The sequence below is a fragment of the Myxococcus sp. CA033 genome, from assembly GCF_013336625.1.
GTDB classification, from domain to species: domain Bacteria; phylum Myxococcota; class Myxococcia; order Myxococcales; family Myxococcaceae; genus Myxococcus; species Myxococcus llanfairpwllgwyngyllgogerychwyrndrobwllllantysiliogogogochensis.
In genome coordinates this window covers 63,191-86,509 of sequence record NZ_JABUMU010000017.1, presented here as the reverse complement: position 1 = coordinate 86,509, position 23,319 = coordinate 63,191, and the positions used below count along the sequence as shown (strand labels likewise).

The 23,319-nt window shown below is 69.2% G+C and carries 18 protein-coding genes; 7 read left to right on the top strand and 11 right to left on the bottom strand.

The annotated features are described in order from the left end of the window. Positions 1-176: 176 nt before the first annotated feature. The 11 genes from HUA78_RS30980 to HUA78_RS47320 form a co-directional block, all read right to left on the bottom strand. Complete coding sequence (locus tag HUA78_RS30980; protein WP_174459185.1) at positions 177-1,673, bottom strand: lipopolysaccharide assembly protein LapB; 1,497 nt, start codon at positions 1,671-1,673, stop codon at positions 177-179. After that, a complete protein-coding gene (locus HUA78_RS30975) occupies positions 1,670-5,332 on the bottom strand; it encodes a tetratricopeptide repeat protein (protein WP_174477780.1) in 3,663 nt (1,220 codons plus the stop codon). The genes HUA78_RS30980 and HUA78_RS30975 overlap by 4 nt, the downstream gene beginning before the upstream one ends. Positions 5,333-5,557: 225 nt before the next feature. After that, positions 5,558-7,099: a tetratricopeptide repeat protein gene (locus HUA78_RS30970; protein ID WP_174459187.1), complete on the bottom strand. Its 1,542-nt coding sequence runs from the start codon at positions 7,097-7,099 to the stop codon at positions 5,558-5,560. A 25-nt stretch (positions 7,100-7,124) separates the two neighbouring features. Beyond that, positions 7,125-8,378 carry an outer membrane beta-barrel domain-containing protein gene (locus tag HUA78_RS30965; RefSeq protein ID WP_174477779.1) on the bottom strand — a complete coding sequence of 418 codons (1,254 nt, stop codon included), beginning with the start codon at positions 8,376-8,378 and terminating at the stop codon, positions 7,125-7,127. Between the two features lie 15 nt (positions 8,379-8,393). Then, positions 8,394-9,215 carry an outer membrane beta-barrel domain-containing protein gene (locus HUA78_RS30960; RefSeq protein ID WP_141646040.1) on the bottom strand — a complete coding sequence of 274 codons (822 nt, stop codon included), beginning with the start codon at positions 9,213-9,215 and terminating at the stop codon, positions 8,394-8,396. A gap of 385 nt (positions 9,216-9,600) precedes the next feature. Continuing rightward, positions 9,601-10,275 (bottom strand): 50S ribosomal protein L3, encoded by a 675-nt coding sequence (gene rplC, locus HUA78_RS30955; RefSeq protein ID WP_141646041.1) that lies wholly within the window; start codon positions 10,273-10,275, stop codon positions 9,601-9,603. Between the two features lie 147 nt (positions 10,276-10,422). Next, entirely contained in the window at positions 10,423-11,193 is a 771-nt protein-coding gene (locus tag HUA78_RS30950; protein WP_141646042.1) for a hypothetical protein, read from the bottom strand. Between the two features lie 65 nt (positions 11,194-11,258). After that, on the bottom strand, positions 11,259-11,732 hold the full coding sequence (locus HUA78_RS30945) for a hypothetical protein (protein WP_174459189.1): 474 nt from the start codon (positions 11,730-11,732) through the stop codon (positions 11,259-11,261). A gap of 58 nt (positions 11,733-11,790) precedes the next feature. Continuing rightward, complete coding sequence (locus tag HUA78_RS30940) at positions 11,791-12,867, bottom strand: HupE/UreJ family protein (protein ID WP_174459190.1); 1,077 nt, start codon at positions 12,865-12,867, stop codon at positions 11,791-11,793. Positions 12,868-12,916: 49 nt separating this feature from the next. Next, complete coding sequence (locus tag HUA78_RS30935) at positions 12,917-13,483, bottom strand: hypothetical protein (RefSeq protein WP_174459191.1); 567 nt, start codon at positions 13,481-13,483, stop codon at positions 12,917-12,919. Further along, positions 13,480-13,638, bottom strand: a complete 159-nt coding sequence (locus tag HUA78_RS47320; protein WP_141649494.1) for a lmo0937 family membrane protein — start codon at positions 13,636-13,638, stop codon at positions 13,480-13,482. Before HUA78_RS47320 ends, HUA78_RS30935 begins: the two co-directional genes overlap by 4 nt. Before the next feature lie 307 nt (positions 13,639-13,945). Here HUA78_RS47320 and HUA78_RS30925 point away from each other — a divergent pair, with 307 nt between their 5' ends. The 7 genes from HUA78_RS30925 (at position 13,946) to HUA78_RS30895 (ending at position 23,283) form a co-directional block, all read left to right on the top strand. Then, a complete protein-coding gene (locus tag HUA78_RS30925; RefSeq protein WP_141647217.1) occupies positions 13,946-14,683 on the top strand; it encodes a lytic transglycosylase domain-containing protein in 738 nt (245 codons plus the stop codon). Positions 14,684-14,907: 224 nt separating this feature from the next. Next, positions 14,908-15,228, top strand: coding sequence for an STAS domain-containing protein (locus HUA78_RS30920; RefSeq protein ID WP_141647218.1), 321 nt, complete (start codon positions 14,908-14,910; stop codon positions 15,226-15,228). A gap of 84 nt (positions 15,229-15,312) precedes the next feature. Continuing rightward, positions 15,313-16,296 (top strand): MoxR family ATPase, encoded by a 984-nt coding sequence (locus HUA78_RS30915; protein ID WP_141647219.1) that lies wholly within the window; start codon positions 15,313-15,315, stop codon positions 16,294-16,296. Continuing rightward, the gene (locus HUA78_RS30910; RefSeq protein WP_174477778.1) at positions 16,293-17,264 is read left to right on the top strand and encodes a DUF58 domain-containing protein; all 972 of its coding nucleotides are present in this window, start codon (positions 16,293-16,295) and stop codon (positions 17,262-17,264) included. The genes HUA78_RS30915 and HUA78_RS30910 overlap by 4 nt, the downstream gene beginning before the upstream one ends. Beyond that, entirely contained in the window at positions 17,261-19,315 is a 2,055-nt protein-coding gene (locus HUA78_RS30905) for a DUF3488 and transglutaminase-like domain-containing protein (protein ID WP_174477777.1), read from the top strand. The genes HUA78_RS30910 and HUA78_RS30905 overlap by 4 nt, the downstream gene beginning before the upstream one ends. A gap of 459 nt (positions 19,316-19,774) precedes the next feature. Then, complete coding sequence (locus HUA78_RS30900; RefSeq protein ID WP_141647222.1) at positions 19,775-20,662, top strand: RNA polymerase factor sigma-32; 888 nt, start codon at positions 19,775-19,777, stop codon at positions 20,660-20,662. A 158-nt stretch (positions 20,663-20,820) separates the two neighbouring features. Then, a complete protein-coding gene (locus tag HUA78_RS30895; RefSeq protein ID WP_174467529.1) occupies positions 20,821-23,283 on the top strand; it encodes an OPT family oligopeptide transporter in 2,463 nt (820 codons plus the stop codon). Positions 23,284-23,319: the final 36 nt, after the last annotated feature.

Here is a 23,319-nt window from a genome sequence, read left to right as displayed (position 1 = left end):
GCCCTCCTGTTGCTTCCTCGGGTGTGACAGCGGGTTCTCGAAGAGGTACCCGCGAGTCCTTGCACGGGGCGATCCAAATCCAAGTCCCTGAATCCTATGGAACTCGCTCGCCGCCTTCCACGTGGGGGCCTGGAGGATGGAAAAAACTTCCCCCAGACCCTGTCATCCCTGCCGTCCTACTTCGTGGGCGGAGCGCTCGCACCCTGGGGCGCCGGCACTGGTGCGGGAGCAGACGTGCCCGTGCCCTCACCGCTCGGCTGCGCGGCCTCCGCTGGAGCGCTCTCGGTTGCCTCGGGCGTCGTCGCCCCTTCGACTGCCCCGGCGCCTTCCGCGGGGGGAGGCGTGGCCTCCGTGGGCGCGTTCGCGTCCTGCGGGAGCTGGTTCAGCATGGAGCCCGCGCCACCGGTGGCTTCGTCCTTCTTCTCGCCTTCCGCGCCGGCGGTGGCGGCCTCCGGCGGTGGGGCCTTGAGCATGTTCTGGAGGCCCTGGACCTTGGCGGTGATCATCTGCCGCTCTTGTTCAGTGGTGGACTCCAGTGACTTGCAGCGGTCCAGGAAGGCCACGGCGCGCTCCCAGCCCGTGCGGTCCGAGGCGAAGGCCCAGCCCGCGCCGCACACGGCCTCGGGCAGGTCCGCACGATTGGCGAGCACCTTCTCGAACGCCTCGCCCGCCGCGATGCCCTTCTTCGAGTCGCGCCCCTTCTGTCCATCCAGCGCCCAGGCCAGCGACAGGCGCGCCTCCGTGGAGTCCGGCTCCAGTTCGAGCGCGCGGGTGAAGGCCCGCTCGGCGCCCGCGTAGTCGCGGTAGCTGAGCGCCAGGGCACCGAGGTTGAGGTGGCCCGGGGCGTACTTCTCGTCGAGCGACACGGCCTTCTGGAACTGCGCGAGCGCGCGCGGCCGCTCGTCGAGCTTCAGGTAGACCATGCCCAGCAGGTTGTAGAGGGACGGGTCCTTCTCCGCGTGCTTGCGCGCGGTGCCCACGAGCAGCTCCGCGAGGCGGTACTTCTCGCGAGCGTAGGCCACGTACGCCAGGTTCTTGTACGCGTCCGGGTGGTCCTTGTTGCGCTCCAGCACGCGGCGCGCGGTGAGCTCGGACTGGTCCAGCTTGCCCAGCTGTCGGTAGGTCGCGGAGAGGCCGTTGAGCAGCGCCGCGTCGTGCGCGTGACCGGGTGCCTTCAGCGCCTTCTCGAAGAGGGCAATCGCATCATCCCCCCGCTCCTGCTTGCGGTAGACGCTGGCCAGGTTGACCACCGAGGGCGTGTGCGCCGGCTCCAGCAGGAGCACCTTCTCGTAGGCGTTGCGCGCGTCGTCCACGCGGCCCTGGCGTTCGGCGATGACGCCCAGGTTGAACTGCGAGTTGAGGCTCTGCGGCGACTTCGCCAGCACCTTCTCGAAGCCCTGACGGGCGGCGTCCAGGTCTCCGGCTTCATAGGCCTGGAGGGCCTGGGTGAAGTGGTCGGAGGCGCTGGCCTCCTTCGCCTCCGGCCGCGCGAGCTGGGAGGGCGTCGTCGAGGAGGCCGGCGCGGAGGGCGCCTGCTTCGTCGGCAGCGCGGAGGGCTTCTGCTGAGGACCCGAAGCGCACCCGGCCGTGAAGGCCAGCGAGCCGACGACGAGCGAGCGGAACCATTTCATCGGCATCATTCCCGTGGAAGTCTTCGACGTGTCGCGAGTCATGGCCGCACCTCCTGCACCGCGGCCGTGGGTGCCTGCGTTCTGTCCTCGGAGGCTGGCGGCTTCGGAGCGCCCTCCTTCGGCTCGGCGGGAGCCGTGGGGGCGTTCGAGTCCGGGGGCGGCGCCGGCGTGGCGGTGGCGCCCGCGGCTCCTCCGGGTTCCTTCGCGAGGTCGGCCGTCGCGAGCGTGTCGCTGCTGCGGTAGCCCACCTGCCGCACCTGCGCATAGGCGCCCGGGTGGAAGCGGTTCACCTGGTCCTGCGCGGCCAGCGTCCAGGGGCCGTAGAGCCCCAGCTCGTAGGACTTCTCCAGCGCCTTCTCCAGCGCCTCGTTGGCCTTGTCCTCGAGGGGCAGCGCGAGGTTCTCCAGCTCCGCGCGGTACATGCCGAGCTGGTCCTCATCGAGCCCCGTCGGGTCCGGCGAGTCCATGATGTTGCGAGCGAAGTCCGCGTAGGCCAGGCCGATGCGCGTCAGCGAGGCGATGCCCCACTCGCCCGAGCCCGTGGAGAGCACCGCGAGGTACTCCTTTTCAATGCGCTGGATTTCGCGCTGCTTGGCGGCCAGGTCCCTGCGGATGGTGCTCACCCGAGTGAAGCGGATGTCCGAGTAACGCTTCCACGTGGGCTCCAGCGCCAGGAAGCGCGCGTGGGCGTACGCGTTGAGCGTCGCATCCTCCTTGCGCACCGCCTCGGGCAGCCGGCCGTACGAGCGCACCAGCTCCGCCTGCACGCGCTCCTGCTCGCGCGCGTTCTTGAGCTGCTGCCACGCGAGCAGCTCGTGGTAGCGCGCCAGGTAGAGCTGCGCGGGCGTCGCACGCGAGTCCCGTCCGTAGCCGTCCGCGAAGGCGGCGAACGCACGGGCCGCCTCGCTCCACTTGCGCTCCTTCTCCCAGACGAGCGCGCCCGAGTAGGCCACCTGCGGCACGTCCTTGCGCTCACGGAAGCGCATCACGTAGGCGTTGTAGGCGGCCACGGCCTTCTGGGCCTCACCGGCGCCCTCCCACCACACGCCCGCGTTGAACTGGGCATCCGCCACCCAGGCCCCCGCCTCGGCCTCCAGCGCCTTGCGCTCGGCCGCCTTCTGCGAGCGGCGAGAGTCCGCGTCCTCCTCGCCTCCCGGCGTGTCGCTCTTCTTCGCCGTCGTCTTGGCGCGAGCGTCCTTCGACTTCTTTCCCTCGGCCTCGCCGGCCTTGAGCGAGGCGTCGTACTGGGCCACGAAGGACTCGGCCAGCGTCGCGGCCCTGCGGTAGTCGGCGACCTTCTCGTAGAGGCCCGCCAGCGTGTAGCGCGCCTTCAGCTCGAAGGGGCTGCGCGGGTATTCGGCCAGGACGCGCTCACCCGCCTCGATGCCCCGGTCCAGCTCGCCGGCCTCCTGGGCGATGGACATGGCGTAGACGAGCGCGCGGTCCGCGTTCTCCGACCTGGGGAACTCCTTCACGAACTTGAGGAACTCCTCGGCGGCCTTCCTCGGGTTCTTCTCCTGCTTGTAGACGACCTCGTCCACCCACTTGTAGTGGCTGCCCTCCACCACGCGGCCCACGCGAAGCGCGAAGTCGGAGCCGGGCTTGGCCAGCTTCTTGTTGTCGAGGAACTTGCGCGACAGCGTGGCGAGCTCCAGCCACTCCTGGCGGCTCTCCAGCACGTACATGGTGAGGTCCGCGGCGTCACGCGAGCGACGCTCCTCGGGGAACTTCTCGATGATTTCGCCGAAGCGCCGCGCCGCGTCCACGAAGTGGCTGCGGTCATAGAGGATGACGGCCGCCTGGTAGCGCAGGTCGATTTCGTCCTGCGTGTCCGGGTAGAGCTTCACGTACGTGTCGCACGCGGAGACCAGCCTCTCCTCGAACTTCGTCAGGGACTCCTCTTCCTTCTCCTTCGCGTCGCGCTTGACGATCTTCTGCCGCGCGACGTCGCCCTTGTCCTTCTTCTCGTCGACCTTCTGGCCGTCCTTGAGGTCGCTCTTCGCGAGCTGACCGCGCTCGATTTTGACCAGCTTGTCGTAGGCGAGGATGGCGTTGAACGCGGCGCTCTTGCGGTAGCTCTCGCTGGAGACCTCTCGCGCGGAGTCGCGGTCCGGAATCTTGAACGCCACCACCGCGTCGTACTCGGCCGCCGCGGCCTGCCACTCCTCGAGCGCCCAGAGGATTTCCGCGTAGAAGAAGCGGAGGTTGAAGGCGGAGTCCGCCACGTACTCCGGGTTGGAGCTGGAGGCGAACGCCTCCACGTACTGCTTGTAGATGTCGCGAGCGAGCCGGTACGTCTCCACCTGGCGCGTCTTCTGCGCCTCCTGGTGGTACTCCGTCACCATCACCCGCATCGCCTCTTCCGTGACGTTGAAGGCGTTGCGCAGCACGGGGGCCTTGCCCTCGTTGGACTTCCACCACTCGCCACCCGGGCTGTAGAGGTCCACCATCCGCTTCATCTCCTTGCGGACCTGTTGCCGCTGGCGCAGACCCTCGAAGGCGCGGACGACGGCCTGCTGGTACTCGGGCGCGCTGACGCCCATGGGCTCGTCGTCGATGAGCGTGCGGTAGAGCAGGATGGCGCTGTCGAAGTGACCCGCGTCCACCAGGCCCGCGGCCGTCTTGGCGATGAGCCGGCCCTGGCGCTTCGCCGGCGCCTTCTCGCGGAAGTAGGAGACGGCCTGCTTGGGCTGATCCAACTGGACGTAGAAGACCGTCAGGTCATTGAGCGCCTCGGTGCGCAGGTCACCCAGCTCCGGCTGCTTCGCGGCGTAGTCCACGACTTCGTGCAGCTTCTTCAGGCCCGCGTCGTAGTCGCCAGTGTTGTAGTCGCACCAGGACAGCTTGTAGACGGCGTAGCCGTAGATCTTCGGCACTCCGGAGTCGCGGGCCTTCTCGTAGTTGGCCTTGGCGGGGATGAGCTTGTTCGACTCGAAGTAGTGATTGCCGAGCTGGATGTACGCGTCCGGCACGAACTGCGAACGAGGGAAGTCCTTGATGAGTTCCTCGTAGCGGGCCACGGCGTCGTCACGCCGGCCCAGCTCGTAGAGGTTGTAGCCCATGGAGAAGAGGACCTCGTCGCGCTGCGGGTACTGCGGGTATCCCCGGAGGATGTCCTCGTAGATGCCCATCGTCTCCGTGCGGTAGCGCTCGCTCTCGCGATGGTCCTGCTTGGGGGCCTCCAGCTTCTCGCCCCGCGCCTGGGCCGCGTCGAACTTCTTCTCCTCCGCGAGGAAGCGGTCCATCTCCAACTGGTAGAGGTACTTGGACTTCTCCCAGTACAGCTCCGACAGGCGGTAGAGCATCTCCGCCTTCTGCTGATTGCCGTCCTGGAGTTTGGGGATGAGGCGCTTGAAGGCTTCAATCGCCTCGTCGCGCTTCTTGTCCGCCAGCGCGTTCTTGCGCGAGTCCGCGATGCGAGGAATGTCGGCGAACTTGGCGGTGGCGGGCTTCACGCGCGCCGGACCGCGCCGCACGTCCTCCGGCGCGACACCCGGCGGTGGCGCCGCCTTCTCCTCCGCCTTCTTCGCCTGGGCGCCCTTCTTCGCCGCGCCCGCCGCACCGGAAGTCTTCGACGCCGACGACGCCGCGGGCTTCTTCATCGCCTTGCGCGCTGGCGCTTCCGCCGCCTCTCCCACCCCGCCGCCAGTAGCGAGCGCCACGCCCACCGCCAGCGCACCGAAACGAAGCACCACCTTCATGCGAGCTCCCGACTGTGAAGCCGCCCCGACCACCGAGCAGCCGTTCGCCCGGGCACGAGGGACGAACGAAAGTAGACGCGCACTCCACGAATGAGAAGTGGCGTGGAACGCCTCTTGCGATGGCATGCAGCGCACCAACAACGCCGAAGGGGACCACCCCGGCACCTGATGTGCGCCAAGGAGGTCCCCTCGTGGACGATGTCTGGGCAACCGTGGCCCATGGCGTCACGGCTGTTGTTGCTCGGCTGTCTTCGCCGGGCAGCCACGCTTCAGCGTGTACTGGTAGTAGCCAATCTCGTCGATCCAGAACTCGCCCTGGAACTTCCAGTAGTTCCACGCCGCGCCCGGCATCTTCGGGCGGTACAGCGACTGGCGCGTAAGCAGCGCCTTCTGGTCCACGCCCGCCTGCAGCAAGTCCTTCTCGTCCAGCGCCGTCTGCACGCGGATGATTTCGGCCTGGTCGGAGAAGGTCCGCAGGTTGTCCGCCGCCTCGCGAATGCGGCTGCGCGCCAGCGTGCCGCCCACCTGGAGCAGCGTGCCGCGCACGTCCTCCAGTGAGGCCACCGTCTGCGTCGCCAGGGGCGTGCCGCGCCACGGGCCACCGCTCAAGTCCCGCTTCTCCTCATCCAGCTTCGCCAGCACGCGCATCACCTCGCGGATGCGCTCGTTGTTGCGCAGCCACAGGTACACCGGACGCGGCAGCCGGCGGTTCTCCGCGGCCACCAGGTTGTAGGCCTGCACCAGGTCGCCATCCTCGGCGGTGAAGGGCTCCAACTGCTTGGCCATGGGGCCATACAGCTCGTCGAAGGCCGCCAGCGTCGTCTTCACCTCGTCGTAGAGGCACGAGTAGTAATAGACGGTCGACTTGAGGATCCACGACTCCGGCTGGAAGGCCCCGGCGAACTGCGGCGCATGCAGCGCCTGGAGGCTGCCGAGCGCGCCACCGAAGTCCTCGTTCTGGAAGCGCGCGAAGCCGTTCTCGAAGAGGGACTGGTCCCAGTAGCGCGTGTAGCGCGGCACCTTCTCGTAGGCGACGGTGGCGTCGGCGTACTCGCCACGGCGGTAGTGCAGCCGGCCCAGGCCGATGAGGGCCAGGTGCTGCGTCGCCTTCAGCTCCACCTGCGGTTCCTTCGACGACAGCGAGGCGTTGAAGGCGGCCAGCGCCTCCTTGTCCAGCGCCTCGCCCTCACCGGGACGGCCCGGGAAGCGCGGGTCCGCGAGCACCACGCCCAGCAGGTAGCGAGCCTTCGCGTAGACGCGGCTGTCCTTCGGCACCGCCTCCAGCAGCGAGCGCGCCTCCTCGAAGCGCATGCGGCGCTGGCTCACCGTGCCCACCAGGTAGTTGATGCGGGCGAGCACTTCCTTCGGCAGCGTCACCCACTTGTCCCGCACCTCCTCCGAGTACGCCTGGTTGAGGATGCTGGGGATGAGGTTCTGCTCGTCCAACTGCTGCTGCATGTCCACCAGCCCCTCCACCGCCTTGAGGTACGAGGGGTGCGAGGGCCCGGCGTTGACGATGGCCGCGTAGGAGATGAAGGCCGAGACGGGCAGGCCCTTCTTCGCCAGCGACTGCGCGAGGAAGAACTCCGCCTTGCCCTTCGTGTCCGCGTCACCGCCGGACTCCGAGGCCTGGAAGAAAAGCGGCGCGGCGGTGTCGAAGTCACCGGCATTGAAGGCGGCCAGCGCGCGGTTGTAGCCACCCGAGTCCTGCTGGGCGGCCACCGCGAACGGCGCCAGGACGACGAGGATGTGGAGCAGTCGTTTCATGGCGAGTCGTGCCTTCATGGCGAAATCAGAAGAGGAACGAGAAGCCTGCGTAGAAGCTGATGTTGTTGAGGACGTCGGAAGACGGCTCGGCCACCAAATCCCGGCCGAGGATGATGTCCTCGCGGTAGTTCTTCTTCGTCTTCGGATCCACGCCATCGAACTTCTCGTACTTGCAGCTGCCACTGAGCTGCAGCGAGCTGAACTCCTGGCCACCGGCGCGCGCGGCCTCCAGCGTCTCGAAGTCCGCCAGGTTGCAGCCATCCACCTTGTCCACGCGCGCCGTGTAGATGAGGTCCCTCACCTCCAGGCGCAACGCGTACGACTCGCCGAACTGGAGCCGGAACCCACCGCCCACCGAGCCGAGGAACTTGTTGCCCGTGTCACCGAAGCGCGCCGGCACGTTGTAGCGCTGCCCGTCGACCTCGTTGGAGACCTCCGGTCGGATGAGGTGCCGCGTGGAGCCGACGCCCGCGCCGCCGCTCAGCACCAGGCTGAACTGCGCCAGCTTGTCGTCGAGGAACGCGAACTTCCCGTACAGCGGCGTCACCTCCACGCCCGCCTGCGCGCCCCAGACGAGCAGCAGCGACGAGGCGGCCTGGGCTTGCTCGCGCACCTTGTCGATGAGCTCCAGGTTGAAGTCGCTCTCGTTGGTGTGCCAGTTGTACTGGCCCGTCACCTGGAGCGCGAAGTTCTCCTGCAGGTGGTAGCTGTAGTGCAGCGCCGTGCCCGCGTGGTTGGTGTACTTGCCGTTCACCTGGACGACGGCCGGGTACAGCGCCAGCTCGTGCTTGCTCTCGTCCGCGAAGCGCTTCTTCTGGACGATGTGCAGCGACACGTTCGGGTTGTAGAGCGGCGCGCCATTCACCAGCCGCTGCTGCTGGACGTCCGTGGTGCGCGGCGCCTCGTCCGACGAGGCCACCACCGGCGCGTCTTCCGGCGTCACCGGCGCGTCGACATCGCGCGCGCGCTCGGGCTCGGACAGCACGGGCTGCTCGTCCTGTGCGTCATCCATGGGCGCGAGCGCGGGCTCGACCTTCGGCGCCTCGGCGGCCTCCATGGGCACGGTGGGCTCCGGACGTGACGTCGGAGCGCGAGGCACCTCCGGCTTCGGCTCCGGGGGCCGCGCGGGAGGCGGAGGCACGGACGTCTCCGCGCCCGGCCCGGGCACGGACGGAGCCTCTTCCGCCTGGGCGAGCACGACAGCGGGCGTCGGGAAGCGCGGAGGGGCGGCCTGGGCCGCCGCCGCGACGAGGAGCGCGAGGGACAGAATCGGTCGCATGGTTTTCAGGAGGCCCTAGAAGGAAAAGGTGTAGCCGAGGTCGAACTGCACCAGGTGCGTGAGGCCGGGACTGGAGGCGACATCACCCGTCACCCGCCCCGCCTCCCAGTCGTCGCGGACCAGGTTGACGCGGTAGTTGTCGCGGAACACCCAGTCGCGCAGCTCCAGCCGCACGCCGTGCTTTTCGAGGATGAAGAAGCGGAAGCCCACCGCCGCGGACACCACCGGCGCCACGCGCGTCTCGCGCACCCAGTAGTTCTCCGAAGCGGAGCCCCGGTCGTCCAACGAGGTGCGGTTGTCACAGACGCCCAGATCCCGATCCACCACCTGCGAGCACTGGATGACGGAGTTGCGCTGGAAGCTGCCCACCCCGCCGCCCGCCCAGACGTACGCCTGGAAGTGCGCGGGCAGGTCGGACACCAGGCTCAGCTTTCCGTAGATGGGCGCCCACCGGACGCCGGCCACCCCGTGGAAGTTCATCTCCCAGAGGTCCTCCAACTCGTCGGTGACGCGCTTGTCCTCGCGCGCCAGGAAGCTCTCGGAGATGGAGCGCGCCAGGCCCGTGTGGCGGCTGGCCGCATAGCCGGCGCGCGCCTCCACGGCGAACGTGTTGAAGAGGTTGTAGGCGACGCCGGCGGAGAAGAAGTAGTGCGCCGTCAGGTGCGTCTGGAGGGGCAACCCCACCCCCAGCGACGCCTCGAGGTGTCCGCCCGGCTCATACAAACGATTGCGGACAACGACGTTGTCGAGGACAGCCTCGTCATCCTGCGCGGCGGCCCCAGTGGCCGCCAGCCAGATCAGCAGTGGAGCAAAGACGCGGAGCGTGCGTGCGTTCATGGTTCCTGCCCGGCCCAAGGGGATGGGCCGCCGTGTGCGGGAGTCCAAAGCCTCCCCCATCCAGGGCGCCTGCGTCACCCGACGCCAGGTGCCTTCGTGGCGCATCCATGTGCGCACGGCTTCCACTCACGACAAGCCACGGAACCCACGGGGCGGAATTATTTTCACCCTCGGGCAACCGCGCCGCCCACCGGTCAACGTTTCGGGGCGGAGAAACGCCCACGCCTGGGCACGACACAGGCCACGGCTTCCCACCGGGAGCACCCCCGTGCCCCTCCGGCCTCAGCGAAGCCCGCAAAAGAAAACGCCCCGCCCGGATGCCCGACGAATCGGGCCCGGAAGCGGGGCGTCAGGAGCGCTTCAGAAGAAGACGCTCAGCAGCGGATCAACCGCGGCGCGCGGCCTTGTGCTGCTCGCGCATCGCCACCTTGATGCTGGGGCGCAGGAAGACAATGGCGTTGTTGTGGCCGGGGACGGCGCCCTTGACCAGCACGAGGCCCTTCTCCAGATCCACTTCGACGACGGTCAGGTTCTGCGTGGTGACCTGCTCCACGCCGTAGTGACCCGGCATCTTCTTGTTGGGGTACACGCGGCCCGGCGTCTTACGCTGACCGATGGCGCCCGGGTGACGCTGATACTCGTGCGTACCGTGCGTCTTGGTCTGCGAACCCTTGAAGCTCCAGCGGCGCATGACGCCGGAGAAGCCACGACCCTTGGTCACACCCGTGACATCCACGAGCTGACCCTTGGAGAAGAGGTCCGCCTTGACGGCGTCGCCGACGTTGAAGGAGGTGGCCTCCTCCACCGTGACGCGGAACTCCTTCACGTGGCGGCGATACGGGACGTTGGCCTTCTTGAAGAAGCCCCGCTCGCACTTGTTCAGAATCTTCTCGCGAATCTCACCAAAGCCCAGGGTGACCGCGGAGTACTGATCCTTCTCCGGGGTACGCTTGCCCACGACCTGGCAGGTGCTCACGTCGATGACCGTCACGGGAACGAGGTTGCCCTCGTCATTGAACACCTGGGTCATCCCGATTTTCTTGCCAATCAGACCCTTCACGTCGTCCTCACACTGCCAGCGCGCGTAGGCGCGGAAAAACCCAATAAAATCAATGATCTGGCCCGCGAACTACACTGCGGTCCCCAGGAAGCGGCGCAATGTAGCAGACATACCCCCCACGTCAAGCACTACGGGCGGGGGGGTACCTCACTGAGCGCGATCAAGCCTTGGGTAGAAGGCCGCGAGCTGCGCGTCAGCGATGCGCTGAGCGTACACGTCCTCGCCCAGCAGGAACAGCGCTTGATCCAGATAATCCTCGGCCGCCTTCACCTGTTCCTCCAACGTGGCGATGGTTTGATCCACTTCCGCCATGCGCTGGTCGTGCTCGGCCAGCCGGGCCTCGGCCTCGTCCTCCATCTCCAACAGGCGCTTGTGCGCCAGGATGCCGGGGGCGCCGGGCTGACCGGGCTCCGGGGTGAGGGCGGTGGACAGCCGGAGGTCCAGGTCCTCGACTTCCCGGCCGAGCCGCATCTGGGTGAGGCGGTTCTTCTTGAGGTTGGTGCGCGCGACGTCGATGCGGGCGACGTCCTGTCGCGTCAGCTCCATGTCGGCGATCTTCTTCTCCAGCTTGATGAGGCCATCGGCGGCGTAGCGCAGCTCCGCGCGCCGGGTGGCGAGCGTCTTGCGCAGGTCGTTGACCTTGCCGTCGATGGCGTCCACCGCCTTCTTCCATTTGCGGACGATGGCCTGGTGGCCGACCTTCTCCGCTTCCTGCTCGTCGAGGAACGCCTGATAGGCGGCGTCCTCATCGTTCATCTCCTGCTCGAGCGCCGCCAGTTCGTCACGGCGCGCCACCACCGCTTCCTCCGCCTTGTAGACACGGTCCATGGAGCGGGGGCAGTTCGGCTTGCCCGGGAGCCTGTCCCGGGCGAGGTCGCCGAGCTGAAAGATGAGATCGTCGTAGCTCTCCTTCGCCATGGGCGGATTTCTACGCCCAACACGCGGGGACTGTCACCGGGAGAGCGAGCGCCCGACGCGCGTTTTCAGGAGTCGGCGGGCGCGGCGGCGGCGGTGGAGCTGGCCATGGTGGACGCGGCCAGGGCTCCTTCGGCCAGGGCGAGCAGCTCCCGGGCACGGTCCTGCTCCTCGGTGCGGTTGAGCTCGCAGACCCACGCCGAGGACAGGTCCGCCTGCTGCCGGGCCAGCTCGGCGGTCGTCTCGTAGCGCGCGGCGGACGCTCGGGCGAAGGCGCCCTCCCGCCGCAGCTCCAGGAGCGTGTCCGCGTCCAGCTCGATTTCCTCGGGGGGCACCGGCAGGGGCCCCCGTCCCAGCGCCGCCAGTCGCGCGAGCAGCCGCGAGGCGTGCGCCCGGCAGAACGCGGCGAGCACCATCAGCCTCGCGCGGACCCTGGCGTCCATGATCCGCTCGGCGAGCATCGTCATCCGCCGGGCGGAGACGACCTCCGCCTCCCACGCGGCCGCCAGTGCCGCGGCCAGCCGGGTATGCCTCGCACCCATCTACGTCCCCCGATCCCTACCCACTTCGAGCCCAACGTAGGGATGGGTGCCGCCGGATTCAACCGAGTGCGCGCTCGACCATCCAGTACCCACCAGCGGCGAGGATGCACACGGACAACACTCGCACCGCCCCGCGGTGCACCGCGGGCCTGCGCTGGAGCATGCGAAGAGGCGGCAGCAGCACCACGACAACCAGGGCCTGCCCCAGCTCCACGCCCAGGTTGAAGCCCACCAGCCCCTTCACCACCGAGTCCCCCAGGCCATAGCCCGCCAGCACGCTCGCGAAGCCGAAGCCGTGCACCAGCCCGAAGAGGAAGGTGATGAGCGCCCGGTGGCGGTGCTCGCGCAGCACCAGGTTCTCCACCGCCACATAGATGATGGACGCGGCGATGGCGGCCTCCACCCAGCGCACCCGATCTCCGTCGAGCACCACCCAGCCGAGCGCGGTGGCCCCCAGCGTAATCGAGTGCGCCACGGTGAAGGACGTCACCAGGAGCAGCACCCGCTTGAGCCCGCCTCCCACCAGCAGCACCGCGAGCAGGAAGGCGAGGTGGTCCACGCCCTCGAAGATGTGGCGCAGGCCCAGCCCCACCCAGCCGCCAAACCCGCTGACGGCCGACGAGGCCCCCTGCCCCGGCCCGGGAATGGCCAGCGACGGCTGCGCGGCGTCCGCGAAGAGCGCCCCGGGCATTTCCCCCTCCACCGCGCTGCCGAGGATGACCCGGTAGCCCGCGGGCAGCACCGACAGGACGGCGTAGCGCTGCTGGAGCGGCCCCTCCGGACACGTGAAGATCGCCGACAGCTCCACGAAGGTCTGCCGGAGGAGCGCCGCGTGGGACGTGCGCGCGCAGGGCTGGCCGCCGGCGGTGAGCGGCATCGCGTCCCACACGCCGACTTCCAGCGAGGGCCTGCGGGCGTCGAGATCCGCCTGGGACACCGTGCCGTCCCCGTCCGCGTCGGCCGGGACGAGCAGGCCCAGCGTGCCCGCGGTGAGGGTGACGACCTGGCGCACCTCGGCCTCGGCGGGCCCGGCGCGACGCACCTGGGTGTAGAGGATGTCGGCGTCGTGGGCGGAGGCGCCGCTCGGAAGCAGCAACAGGCCCGCGAGCAGCGCTCCCCAGGGAAACTTCGTCATGGCGCGCGAGCCTGCCGCCCCGGCGCGCCCGCGTCCACCGCACCCCGGTCTATTCCGGGATGATCTCCAGCTGGACCTGCTGCCGACCACTCAGGCCGCCATGCCGCGCGCCGCAGCGGGGACAGAAGATGAGCTGATCCCACTCCCAGAGCAGCTTCACGTCCTCCCCACAGCACAGCATGGGAATCACGCGCAGCAGCTCGTCCGGCTCCGGCTCCATGGGGCCCGGCAGTGACTCCGGCGCCACCGCGACGAACGTGGGACTGGGGTTGAGCGACAGCGTGCGCGAGACGTGCGCGAGCTGCTCGTAGCGGACGTGATTGGCCCACGCGCGCGCCACCGACTCCAGATGTGTCTGCTGCGCCGGGGTGAGGAAGCCGTCCGCCTCCGCGCGATGGCCACAGTAGGGGCAGCGCCACACGGGCAGCCCCTCCTCGCTCTCGTGCGCGTTCTCCAGCGCGAAGAACGCCTGCAGCTTGTGCAGCAGCGCGCGGGCGTCATGCGGGCCTGGCCGCGTCTTGAACGGGCGCATGCAGCTGGGGCACTCGCGGCGCGTGAAGCCCGCGGTGTCCCGAGGCAGCTCCACGCCCTCCGCCTCCAGGCCCTGGCCGCTCATGACAGCGCCGTCCGCCGGCCCCGCGACACCACGCCCACCACGAAGGCGAGCAACGCGAAGAGCAGGAACAGGTGCACCCAGTACCCCTCGGTGGAACCCGCGGTGAGCCCCAGCCCCCACAGCACCATCAGGATCATCCCTATCGTCCAGTACACGCGGCACCTCCCCTGTCCCCTACCCGGACCGGCGCAAGCTAGGAACGCGAATGCCCACCGGCAACCCAGGGCCGCCTCCCGTCCTTTTCACAGGAAGCAAAGTTCCCTGTCCGGGCATTTTTTCCGACCGGTGAGAAGCCGCTCACCCCGTGAGGCCGTCGGAGTTCCAAGAGATCTAAAGGAGATAGAGGCGCGCAACCCCCGCCAAGGACGCTGGCATGGCGCCTGCTTGGGTGTCTCCCCGTCGGAGTCAACGCGAGTGAGTGACTCCGTGAGCGCTGTGGCACGGGTTGCTGGGGAGGGTGGGATGAGGGGTTGGACGGTGGCGGTGACGACGGCTGCGATGCTGGTGGGAACGGGTGCCCAGGCCTTTCCGGTGCAGGTGCCTTCAGGTCCGCAGGGTGAGCCCGCGGAGGTGACGCAGCTGCGCACCCGGCTGGAGCAGCGGGAGCTGGAGCTGAAGACGGCGCTGGCGAAGCTGCAGGCGTACGAGGACGAGGCGCTCCACGCGGAGGCGGAGCGGCTGGGCGTGGTGGAACTGGTGAAGGCGTCGGGCCTGCCAGTGCACCAGCAGCGCCGGCTGTCGGTGGCCATCGTCCGCGAGGCCCAGCGCAACAACGTGGACCCGCTCCTCGTGGTGGCCGTCATCAAGTGCGAGAGTTCCTTCAACAACTACGCGGTGTCCCACGTGGGCGCCATGGGGCTGATGCAGGTGATGCCGGACACGGGCACGTGGCTGGCGGACAAGGCCGGCTTCCGGCTGGGCCGCAGCACCAACCTGTTCGACGCCGAGACGAACGTGGCGCTGGGCACCGCGTACCTGGCCAACCTCATCGAGCGCTTCGGCTCCGTGGAGAAGGCCCTGGTCGCCTACAACGCGGGCCCCGGACTGGCCCGGCGCATCCTCGCGAAGAAGGAAGCGCGCACGAAGTTCATGGCCGGCTACCCCACCAAGGTGGTGAAGGAGTTCCGGAAGCTGAAGGCCCACCAGGAGCGTCAGCTCACCCTGGCCGATCAGCAGAAGACGATTGACCGCCAGGGTTGATCGCCAGGCAACACCCCGGGCGCCCGTCACCTGACAGTCGCGTAGAAGTTGCCAACCCAGAGCTGAAATTCCTTCCCGTTCCAGTGCAGTGTTCGCGCCCGGCGGTGCACCCCATGGATTTTCCATGGGTTTTCCGGTCGCTGGACTGGCCCGGAATGTGCTCCTGCCGCCGTGCCCAATTCGTTGGCACAGCGCGCACACGGCATCCAAGGGAGAGCACAGCAATGGCGGGTTTGCAGATCCACCGCGAGGACGTCGCAGGTCACGTCACCCTTCGTTTGGAAGGGATACTGGACGGGAAGACGGCCCAGGAGGTCCAGACGTCTCTGGAGGGGCTGAAGGGGTGTGAGGTGGTGCTGGACTTCACCCATCTGCGCGAGTTCAAGGACAGCGCGGTGGGGGTGTTGACGCGGAACATGGCGAACTCGGTGAAGCTGCGCGGGCTGGCCACGCATCACGAGCGGATGTTCCGCTACTTCGGGGTGGGCGCCAGCGTCGCGCCACGGCGGCCATACTACACCCCGGAGGACGTGCTCTCCCTCTGAGCCGACAAGGGAGCGGGCGTCCCTGGAGGGCGCCCCGGAGTCTGGCGTGTTGGCACCCGGAGGAGTCGGCTAGAGTGGCGGCAGATGAACCAGCCCGCCCGCGTTCTCGCCGCCGCCGCCCCCTCCCCCGCAACCGCGCGCACGGCGATGGAACGCATCGCCGCCGAGCTTGGCCGGGCCGTCCAGGGCAAGGAAGCCCAGGCCCGGCTGGTGGCGACGTGCCTGGTCTCTGGTGGGCACCTGTTGCTGGAGGACGTGCCGGGTGTCGGGAAGACCACGTTGGCGGAGGCCCTGGCCCGCGCGTGCGGGCTGAGCTTCGCGCGGGTCCAGTTCACCGCGGACCTGATGCCGGCCGACATCCTGGGCGCGCAGATCTTCCACGCGCAGACGGCCACCTTCCAGTTCCGCCCCGGTCCCCTCTTCCGTCAGTTGGTGCTCGCGGATGAGCTGAACCGCGCCCCGCCCCGCACGCAGTCCGCGCTGCTGGAGGCCATGGCGCAGGGCCAGGTGTCGCTGGATGGGAGCACCCACGCGCTACCCTCGCCCTTCACCGTGGTGGCCACGCAGAACCCGGTGGACTTCTCCGGCACCTATCCCCTGCCGGACTCCCAGCTGGACCGCTTCATGCTGCGCCTGTCGCTGGGGCACCCCGCACCGGACGTGGAGGCGAAGCTTCTGGCCACCCGAGGGCGCGCGCCGCCCCTGGATGCCGTGCAGACGGTGTCCAGCCCCGAGGAAGTGGCCCAGCTGCGGGAGCTCTCCGCGGAGCTGCGGCTGGATGGCACGGTGGCCGACTACGTGGTGCGACTGGCGCGGGCCACGCGTGAGCACGGAGACATCGAGCGAGGCGCCTCCACCCGCGCGGTGCTGGCGTTGGGCGCGGCGGCTCGGACGCAGGCGCTGTGGGAGGCGCGTGACTTCGTGACGCCGGGGGACGTGCGGGCGGTGCTGGTGCCGTGCTGGGCGCACCGCGTGCTCTTGCGCAGCGCCGTGCAGGGCGTGGCGGCGCGGGACGAAGCGGCACACCTGCTGGAGGAGCTCACCCGAAAGGTGCCGGCGCCGCGGTGAAGCTCCGCCTGAAGCAACGCTGGGCGCGCCTTCGCGTCTGGCTGCGGCCCCCGCGCACCCTCAAGGTGACGCGCATCGGTCGCACCTACCTGGTGGTGACGTTCGGCGTGGGCCTGGGCGCGCTCAACACCGGCAACAACCTGCTGTACCTGCTGTTGGGCCTGCTCTTGAGCATGGTGGTGGTGTCCGGCGTGTTGTCGGAGCGGTGCATCCGGGACATCTCCGTGCGGCGCGTGGGCACGGACGCGGCCTTCGCCGCCGAGCCCTTCGCCTTCCGCTGGGCCGTGTCCCGCAAGCAGGGCCATGCCTTCGCCCTCACGTTCTCGGAAGCGGACTCCCCGCTGGTGGGCGGGGGCGGCGTGGGCTACCTGCCGGCGAACGTGGAGCACGTGGTGCGGGCCGACCTCACCGCGCCTCGACGGGGGCCGGTGCGACTGACGGGCGTGCGCGTCACGACGACGTGGCCCCTGGGCCTGTTCGCCAAGACGCGCGTGCTCCCGCTCGAAGGCCTGCTGCTCGTCTACCCCCGGCGCGCCTATGCGTGCCAGGAGCCGGGGGACGCGGAGCGCGGGCCCGCGGGCGACGCGGGCAACCCCCGCCGCAACGACGGCAGCGGAGACGTGACGGGCCTGCGGGAGCTGGCCGAGGGTGAGGACGCGCGCCGCATCCACTGGCTCAAGAGCGCGTCTGCGGGGAAGCTGCTGCGCGTGGAGCGCGAGCGCGAGGAGCGCCGCACCTGGGTGCTCGCCGTGGAGCCGGGACTCGAGGGCGCGGCGCTGGAGCGCCGCTGCGAGGAAGTGGCCGCGCTGGCCCACCGGCTGCTCGAGGAGGGCCATGAGGTGGGGCTCAACACCACCAACCAGCGGCTGCGCTCCGGTGCGGGCTCCGCTCAGGAGAAACGCATCCTCCGGGCCCTGGCGTGGCTGGGCTTCGAGGGGCTTCGCGAAGAAGAAGAGGAGGCGGCATGACGCGGGGCACCCGGCTGCGACTGGTGCTGCGGGACGTGGCCTCCGGGTGCGCCTTCGCTTCGATGGCCGTATCGGGCCAGCTCCCATTGTGGACGCTGGGCCTCTTCGCCTTCGCTCTGGTGGCGGCCCTGTTCGGCAAGCGCCTCTTCGCCCGGCGCGCGAAGCTCACCGCGCTGCTGCTGCTGGGCGTGGCGGCCGTGCTGGCGGTGAATGTCACGTCCGGGGCCCTGAACCTGGTGGTCGCGGCCTGTGCCTTCGCCGGCCTCATCTCCGCGCATCGGCTGCTGTCCGCGCCGGACCCGGCCACGGATGGGCAGGTGCACCTGTCCGGGCTTCTGATGGTGGCCGGTGGCGCGGCGCTGTCGGGCGAGCTGGTGTACGGCCTGTTCCTGGTGGCCTTCAGCGTGCTGTCCAGCGTGTCGATGGCGCTGGGCGTGGTGGAAGCCGCCGTGCCGGAGGGCGAGCCCATCCCGGTGCGCGCCGTGCTCCGCCCCCTGGGCACGGGTGTCACCTTCGCGGTGGCGGGGGCGATGGCCTTCTTCATCCTCTTCCCCCGTCTGAACTGGAACATGACGGGCCCGCGCGCCGCGCCGGGGTTGGGTCCCGCGACCGCGGGCTTCTCCAACACCGTGCGGCTGGGCGGCGCGGGCACCATCAAGGACAACCCGCGCATCGTCCTGCGCGCGACGCTGAGCCCGGACCCCGGCGTGGACGCGCTCGGCTCCTACTGGGTGGGCCGCACCTACGACATCTTCGACGGGCTGGAGTGGACGAACGCGGGAGGCGTGCGTCGCGAGCGCGAGCCGCTCCTCACGCTGCGCCCCGGCGGGGACAACCTCATCCACCAGCGCGTGGAGCTGCTGCCCGCGTACGGCGCCCGCACGCTCATCGCCCTGGAGACGCCGTCGCGGCTGGGCAACGCGGTGGCCAATGGCAGCACCGGCAGCCGGCGCACCTCCCTCCAGGAGCTTGCGGGCGGCGAAGCGCGTTTCCTGGAGGCGGGCGTCTCCTACGCATACGAGGCCTACAGCCTGCCTCCGGGCGGCAGCGGCGACTCCTTCCGGAAGCTGCCCTCCGAGGAGCAGGACGCGCTGCTGGCGCTGCCGGAGGCGTTGGATCCTCGCGTCGCGCAGACGGCGGCGCGCGTGCTCAATGGCGAGCGAGAGCCCCTGGCCGCGGCGCAGAAGCTGGCCACGTGGCTCCAGCGCGAGCACGCGTACACGCTGGAGCAGAATGGCGAGCGGGAGGATCCGCTGGCGGACTTCCTCTTCGACCGCAAGGCCGGACACTGCGAGCACTTCGCCACCGCGCTCACGCTGATGCTGCGCACCCAGGGCATCCGCGCGCGGCTGGCCACGGGCTTCTTCGGCGGAGAGCGCGTCAATGACGGCTACGTCCTGCGGGCCGGCGACGCGCACGCGTGGACCCACGTGCTGGTGCCCGAGCGAGGCTTCGTCACCGTGGACGCGACACCGCCGGCCCACCGCCCCAGCCAGGGCTCACGGCTGCTCCAGCGGCTGCTCGGGCTGTATGAAGCGCTGGAGTCGCGGTGGCGCAACTCCGTCGTCGACTACTCCTTCCGGGACCAGGTGGACGTGGCGCGCGCGCTGGTGCGCCCGCCGAAGGGCGCCGAGAACACCACGAGGAGCCGCCTGCCTCCTGCCCGGGCCTGGGGCGCCGCCCTGGTGGCGGGCATGGTCGTCTATGCGGCGTGGCGACTGGTGACGCGGCTGGCGGGGCGGCCTCGCCCGCACGCGGCCACGCGCTTCGTCGACGCGGTGGAGGCGATGCTCGTCCCGGCGCGACTGGTGCGTGGCGAGGGCGAGACGCTCGAGGACCTGGATGCGCGGCTGGCTCGCGAGGGACATCCGCTGGCGCTCGCGCTGGCACCCGTCACCCGCCGCTACCTGGAAGCACGCTTCGGTGGACGCCCCCTGCGCCAGGGCGAAGCGGACCAGTTGCTGCGCGCGCTCCAGCAATCCGTCGCGGCCCACGTGAAGCTGGAGGCCCAGCGGGCCCGCGCGTCGGAGCCCCGGGCTCGCGCGTCCTGACGCTCGCGAGTCCGGATGCCCCTCGGGCGTCCCTTCGCGCGCGGAAAATGCTCCCGGCCAGCATCCGGCGCCGTCGTTAGCCGTTCTTCACGGGAAGACGACAGCGGCCCAGGCGGCCCTGTCGCCAGGGGTCCCCTTGCCTGGCTGCTGGGCGCCCCTCGTTCGCTTCGCGTCAACGGCCGAAGAGCCCTGGCGCTCCTCTTGAGGAGGCGTGTCGTGCACAGACGGGCACATTCTACAGCCGAGAAGTCGCGGCGAGTTCCCAGAGCGGCCGTAACCGTTACAGCCCTCCTTCTTTGTACATGAGCGCAGCATCCGCCAACCCCCCGCAGACATTGGGGAAGGTGTGGGACTTCGCGCTGGCACCGCGGTTGCTCCTGACAGCCTTCGTTCAGTCGTCAAGCGGTCCGAAAACCTAGCGGCCTCGTCAGCGGGGCCCCACGTCGGGAGAAACCATCCATGCAGGCGTCCACCGAGCAGTCGTCCAACTCCGGCTCCCTGGCGATGTACCTCTCGGAGATCAACCACTACAACCTCCTCACCGTGGAGGAGGAGCAGGCACTTGCGCGCAGCTTCATCCGCGGCGAGCTGGCCGCCGGCCACCGGTTGGTCACCTCCAACCTGCGCTTCGTGGTGAAGGTCGCCTACGAGTACCGCTCCTACGGCATCAAGATGTCGGACCTCATCCAGGAGGGGAACATCGGCCTGATGAAGGCCGTGCAGAAGTTCGACCCGGACAAGGGCATCCGCCTCATCTCCTACGCGGTGTGGTGGATTCGCGCGTACATCCAGAACTACATCCTCAAGAGCTGGTCGCTGGTGAAGCTCGGCACCACGCAGGCTCAGCGGAAGCTGTTCTTCAGTCTGGCGCGCACGCGCCGCGAGCTGGAGAAGTTTGGCAACGGCGAGGCCGTGGTGAACGTGGAGGAGATTGCCCGCCGCCTGCACGTGAAGCCGGGCGAGGTGCGGGAGATGGAGCAGCGCATGGGCGGCCGGGATTTGTCCCTGGACGCGCCCATGGGCGAGGACGGTGGCAACAGCCACGTGGACTTCGTGGTGAGCGCCGCCGCGCCGCAGGATGACGAGTTCGCGGACAAGGAAGAGGCCGGCCTCATCAACGCCCGCGTCCGCACCGCGCTGATGCGGTTGGACCCCCGCGAGCGCTTCATCATCGAGCAGCGGGTGATGAACGAGCGCCCGATGACGCTCAAGGAGCTGGGCGAGCATTTCGGGTTCTCCCGGGAGCGTGCCCGTCAGCTGGAGATTCGCGCCAAGGACAAGCTGAAGGCGGAGCTGGCGGCGCTGATGGCGGAGGTGGATCCGGACGCCGCGGCGATGCAGCAGTGAGCCGTGTCTGACGCGGCAGGTCGGTCCCGCTGAGTGCGGGACGCCAGGCGCCTCCTCCCCACTCGGGGTGGGGGCGCTTGTCATTTGTGGGCCATCACTTCGCTGGCGGGCGGGGCCCTGCTAGAAGGGGCCGGATTCCCTCGTAAGGAGCCTTTCGCTTGGCCCACGGTACCCCGCCGGTCGTCGACGAGCGCGTCCCGATCTCGCAATCGCACGCGCCGCACCTGCACATCCCGTACGTCCCACCTGAACAGTCGCCCACGGAGATGACGATTCGAGCCCTGGTGCTCGGCTCGGTCCTGGGCATCGTGTTCGCCGCCTCGTCCGTGTACCTGGCCATCAAGGTCGGCCTCACGGTGTCGGCGTCGATTCCGGTGGCGGTGCTCTCCATCGCCATCTTCCGGGCGCTGGGCAAGTCGAACATCCTGGAGAACACCATCGTCCAGACGACGGGCTCGGCGGGTGAGTCGCTGGCCTTCGGCGTCGCCGCGGCGCTGCCCGCCCTGCTGCTCCTGGGCTACGACATCAGCCTGACGCACGCCTTCCTCGTGGCGGCGCTGGGCGGTGTGCTCGGCGTGCTGATGATGATTCCGCTGCGCCAGGGCCTCATCGTCCAGGAGCACGGCAAGCTGCCCTACCCTGAAGGGACAGCCAGCGCGGACGTGCTCATCGTCGGTGAGCAGGGCGGCACCAACGCGCGCACGGTCATCATCGGGTTCCTGGTGGGCGGCATCTACAAGTTCGCCTACTCCGGCATGAAGCTGTTCCGCGAGGTGCTGAGCACGCCGCTCAAGGGCCTCAAGAGCGCGACGCTGTCCACCGAGGTGAGCCCCGAGCTGCTCGGCGTGGGCTACATCATCGGCCCGCGCGTGGCGGCCATCACCTTCGCCGGTGGCGTGCTGAGCTACCTCATCCTCATCCCCGCAATCTCCTTCTTCGGCGCGGGGCTGGACCAGCCGCTGTTGGTGCACAACGGCGCCCTCATCCGGGACATGTCCCCGGACCAGATTCGCAACGCCTACGTGCTCTACATCGGCGCGGGCGCCGTGGCGACGGGCGGCCTCATCAGCCTCATCCGCTCGCTGCCGACCATCATCGGCGCGTTCAAGCGCGGCGTGGAGTCACTCAAGGCTTCGCGCGGGCAAGGCGGCGGACCGCAGCTGCTTCGCACCGAGCAGGACCTCCCCATCACCGTGGTGCTGGTGGGCAGCGTGGCCCTGGTGCTCCTCATCTGGCTGGCGCCGCCGCTGGAGGTGAACTTCATCTCCGCCATCCTCATCATCGTCTTCGGCTTCTTCTTCGTGACGGTGAGCGCGCGAATCACCGGTGAGATTGGCAGCTCCTCCAACCCCATCTCCGGCATGGTGGTGGCCACGCTGCTCGTCACCTGCCTCGTGTACCTGCTGCTCGGGTGGACCAGCTCCGAGGACCGCTTCATGGCCCTCACCACGGCGGCCATCGTCGGCATCGCCGCCTCCAACGGCGGCACCACCGCGCAGGACTTGAAGACGGCCTACCTGGTGGGCGGCACCCCCAAGAAGCAGCAGATCGCCCTCTTCGTGGGCGTGCTGACCAGCGCCATGTTCATCGGCCTGGTGCTGGTGACGCTGAACAAGGGCGCCACCGTGACGATTCCGGAGCCGCACCCCGGCGTGCAGGTCACGGAGATGACCCAGGAGACGCGCACGCAGTACACCTTCCCGTGGGCCGTGTCCGCGCAGTCCCTGACGTCGCGCGGGCTGGACGAGGCCGCGCTGCGCAAGGCGGCCTGGGCGCAGGGCTATGACCTGGCCTCGCAGGGCGGAGCGATGGAGCTGCGCAGTTGGCGGCAGGTGAGCGCGCAGGACGTCAGCGGCGTGACGCTGAGCCCCACGGGCGGCTCGCAGGTGAAGGTGTCGGAGCTCGGCGCCATCACCGAGGGCCCCCAGCGCACCTTCAAGGAAGGCTACGTGCGCGGCGCGGACACTCCGGTGCCCGCGGGCAAGTACCTGGTGGATGACGGCGGCAGCATCCAGTACGTGGTGGACCCGGGCATCGGCGGCCGTATCAGCTCCTACGAGGGGCAGGCCCTCACCCGCTACGCCGCGCCCAAGGCGCAGCTGTTCTCGCTCATCATCGACGGCATCCTCACGCAGCGGCTGCCGTGGGACCTGGTGCTGCTGGGCGTGTTCATCGCGCTGATGCTGGAGCTGTGCGGCGTGTCCTCGCTGCCCTTCGCGGTGGGCGTGTACCTGCCCATCAGCAGCAGCGCGCCGCTCTTCGTCGGCGGCATGGTGCGATACCTCGTGGACCGCCTGCGCGGTGGCAGCGAGTCCGACTTCTCGCCGGGCACCCTGCTCTCCTCCGGCTACATCGCCGGTGGCTCGATTGCCGGCGTGCTCATCGCCTTCCTCGAAATCGCCACGGATGGCGCGGGCTCACGCGCCATCAACCTGCCGGCCGTGTTCGGCCACGAGGGCGCCTTCGGTGGCTTCCTCAACGCGGTGGGCGAGAGCGAGCTGGCGAGTCCCCTCTGGTCCAACCTGTGGGGCCTGCTCTTCTTCGCCGGCCTGACGCTGTTCCTGCTGCGCTCCGCCCTCAAGGGCACCAGCGCCGCGGTGTCACCGCCGCCCGGTAAGTAGGCCTGTGAGGTGACGGCGCTCCCTTGGCTGGGAGCG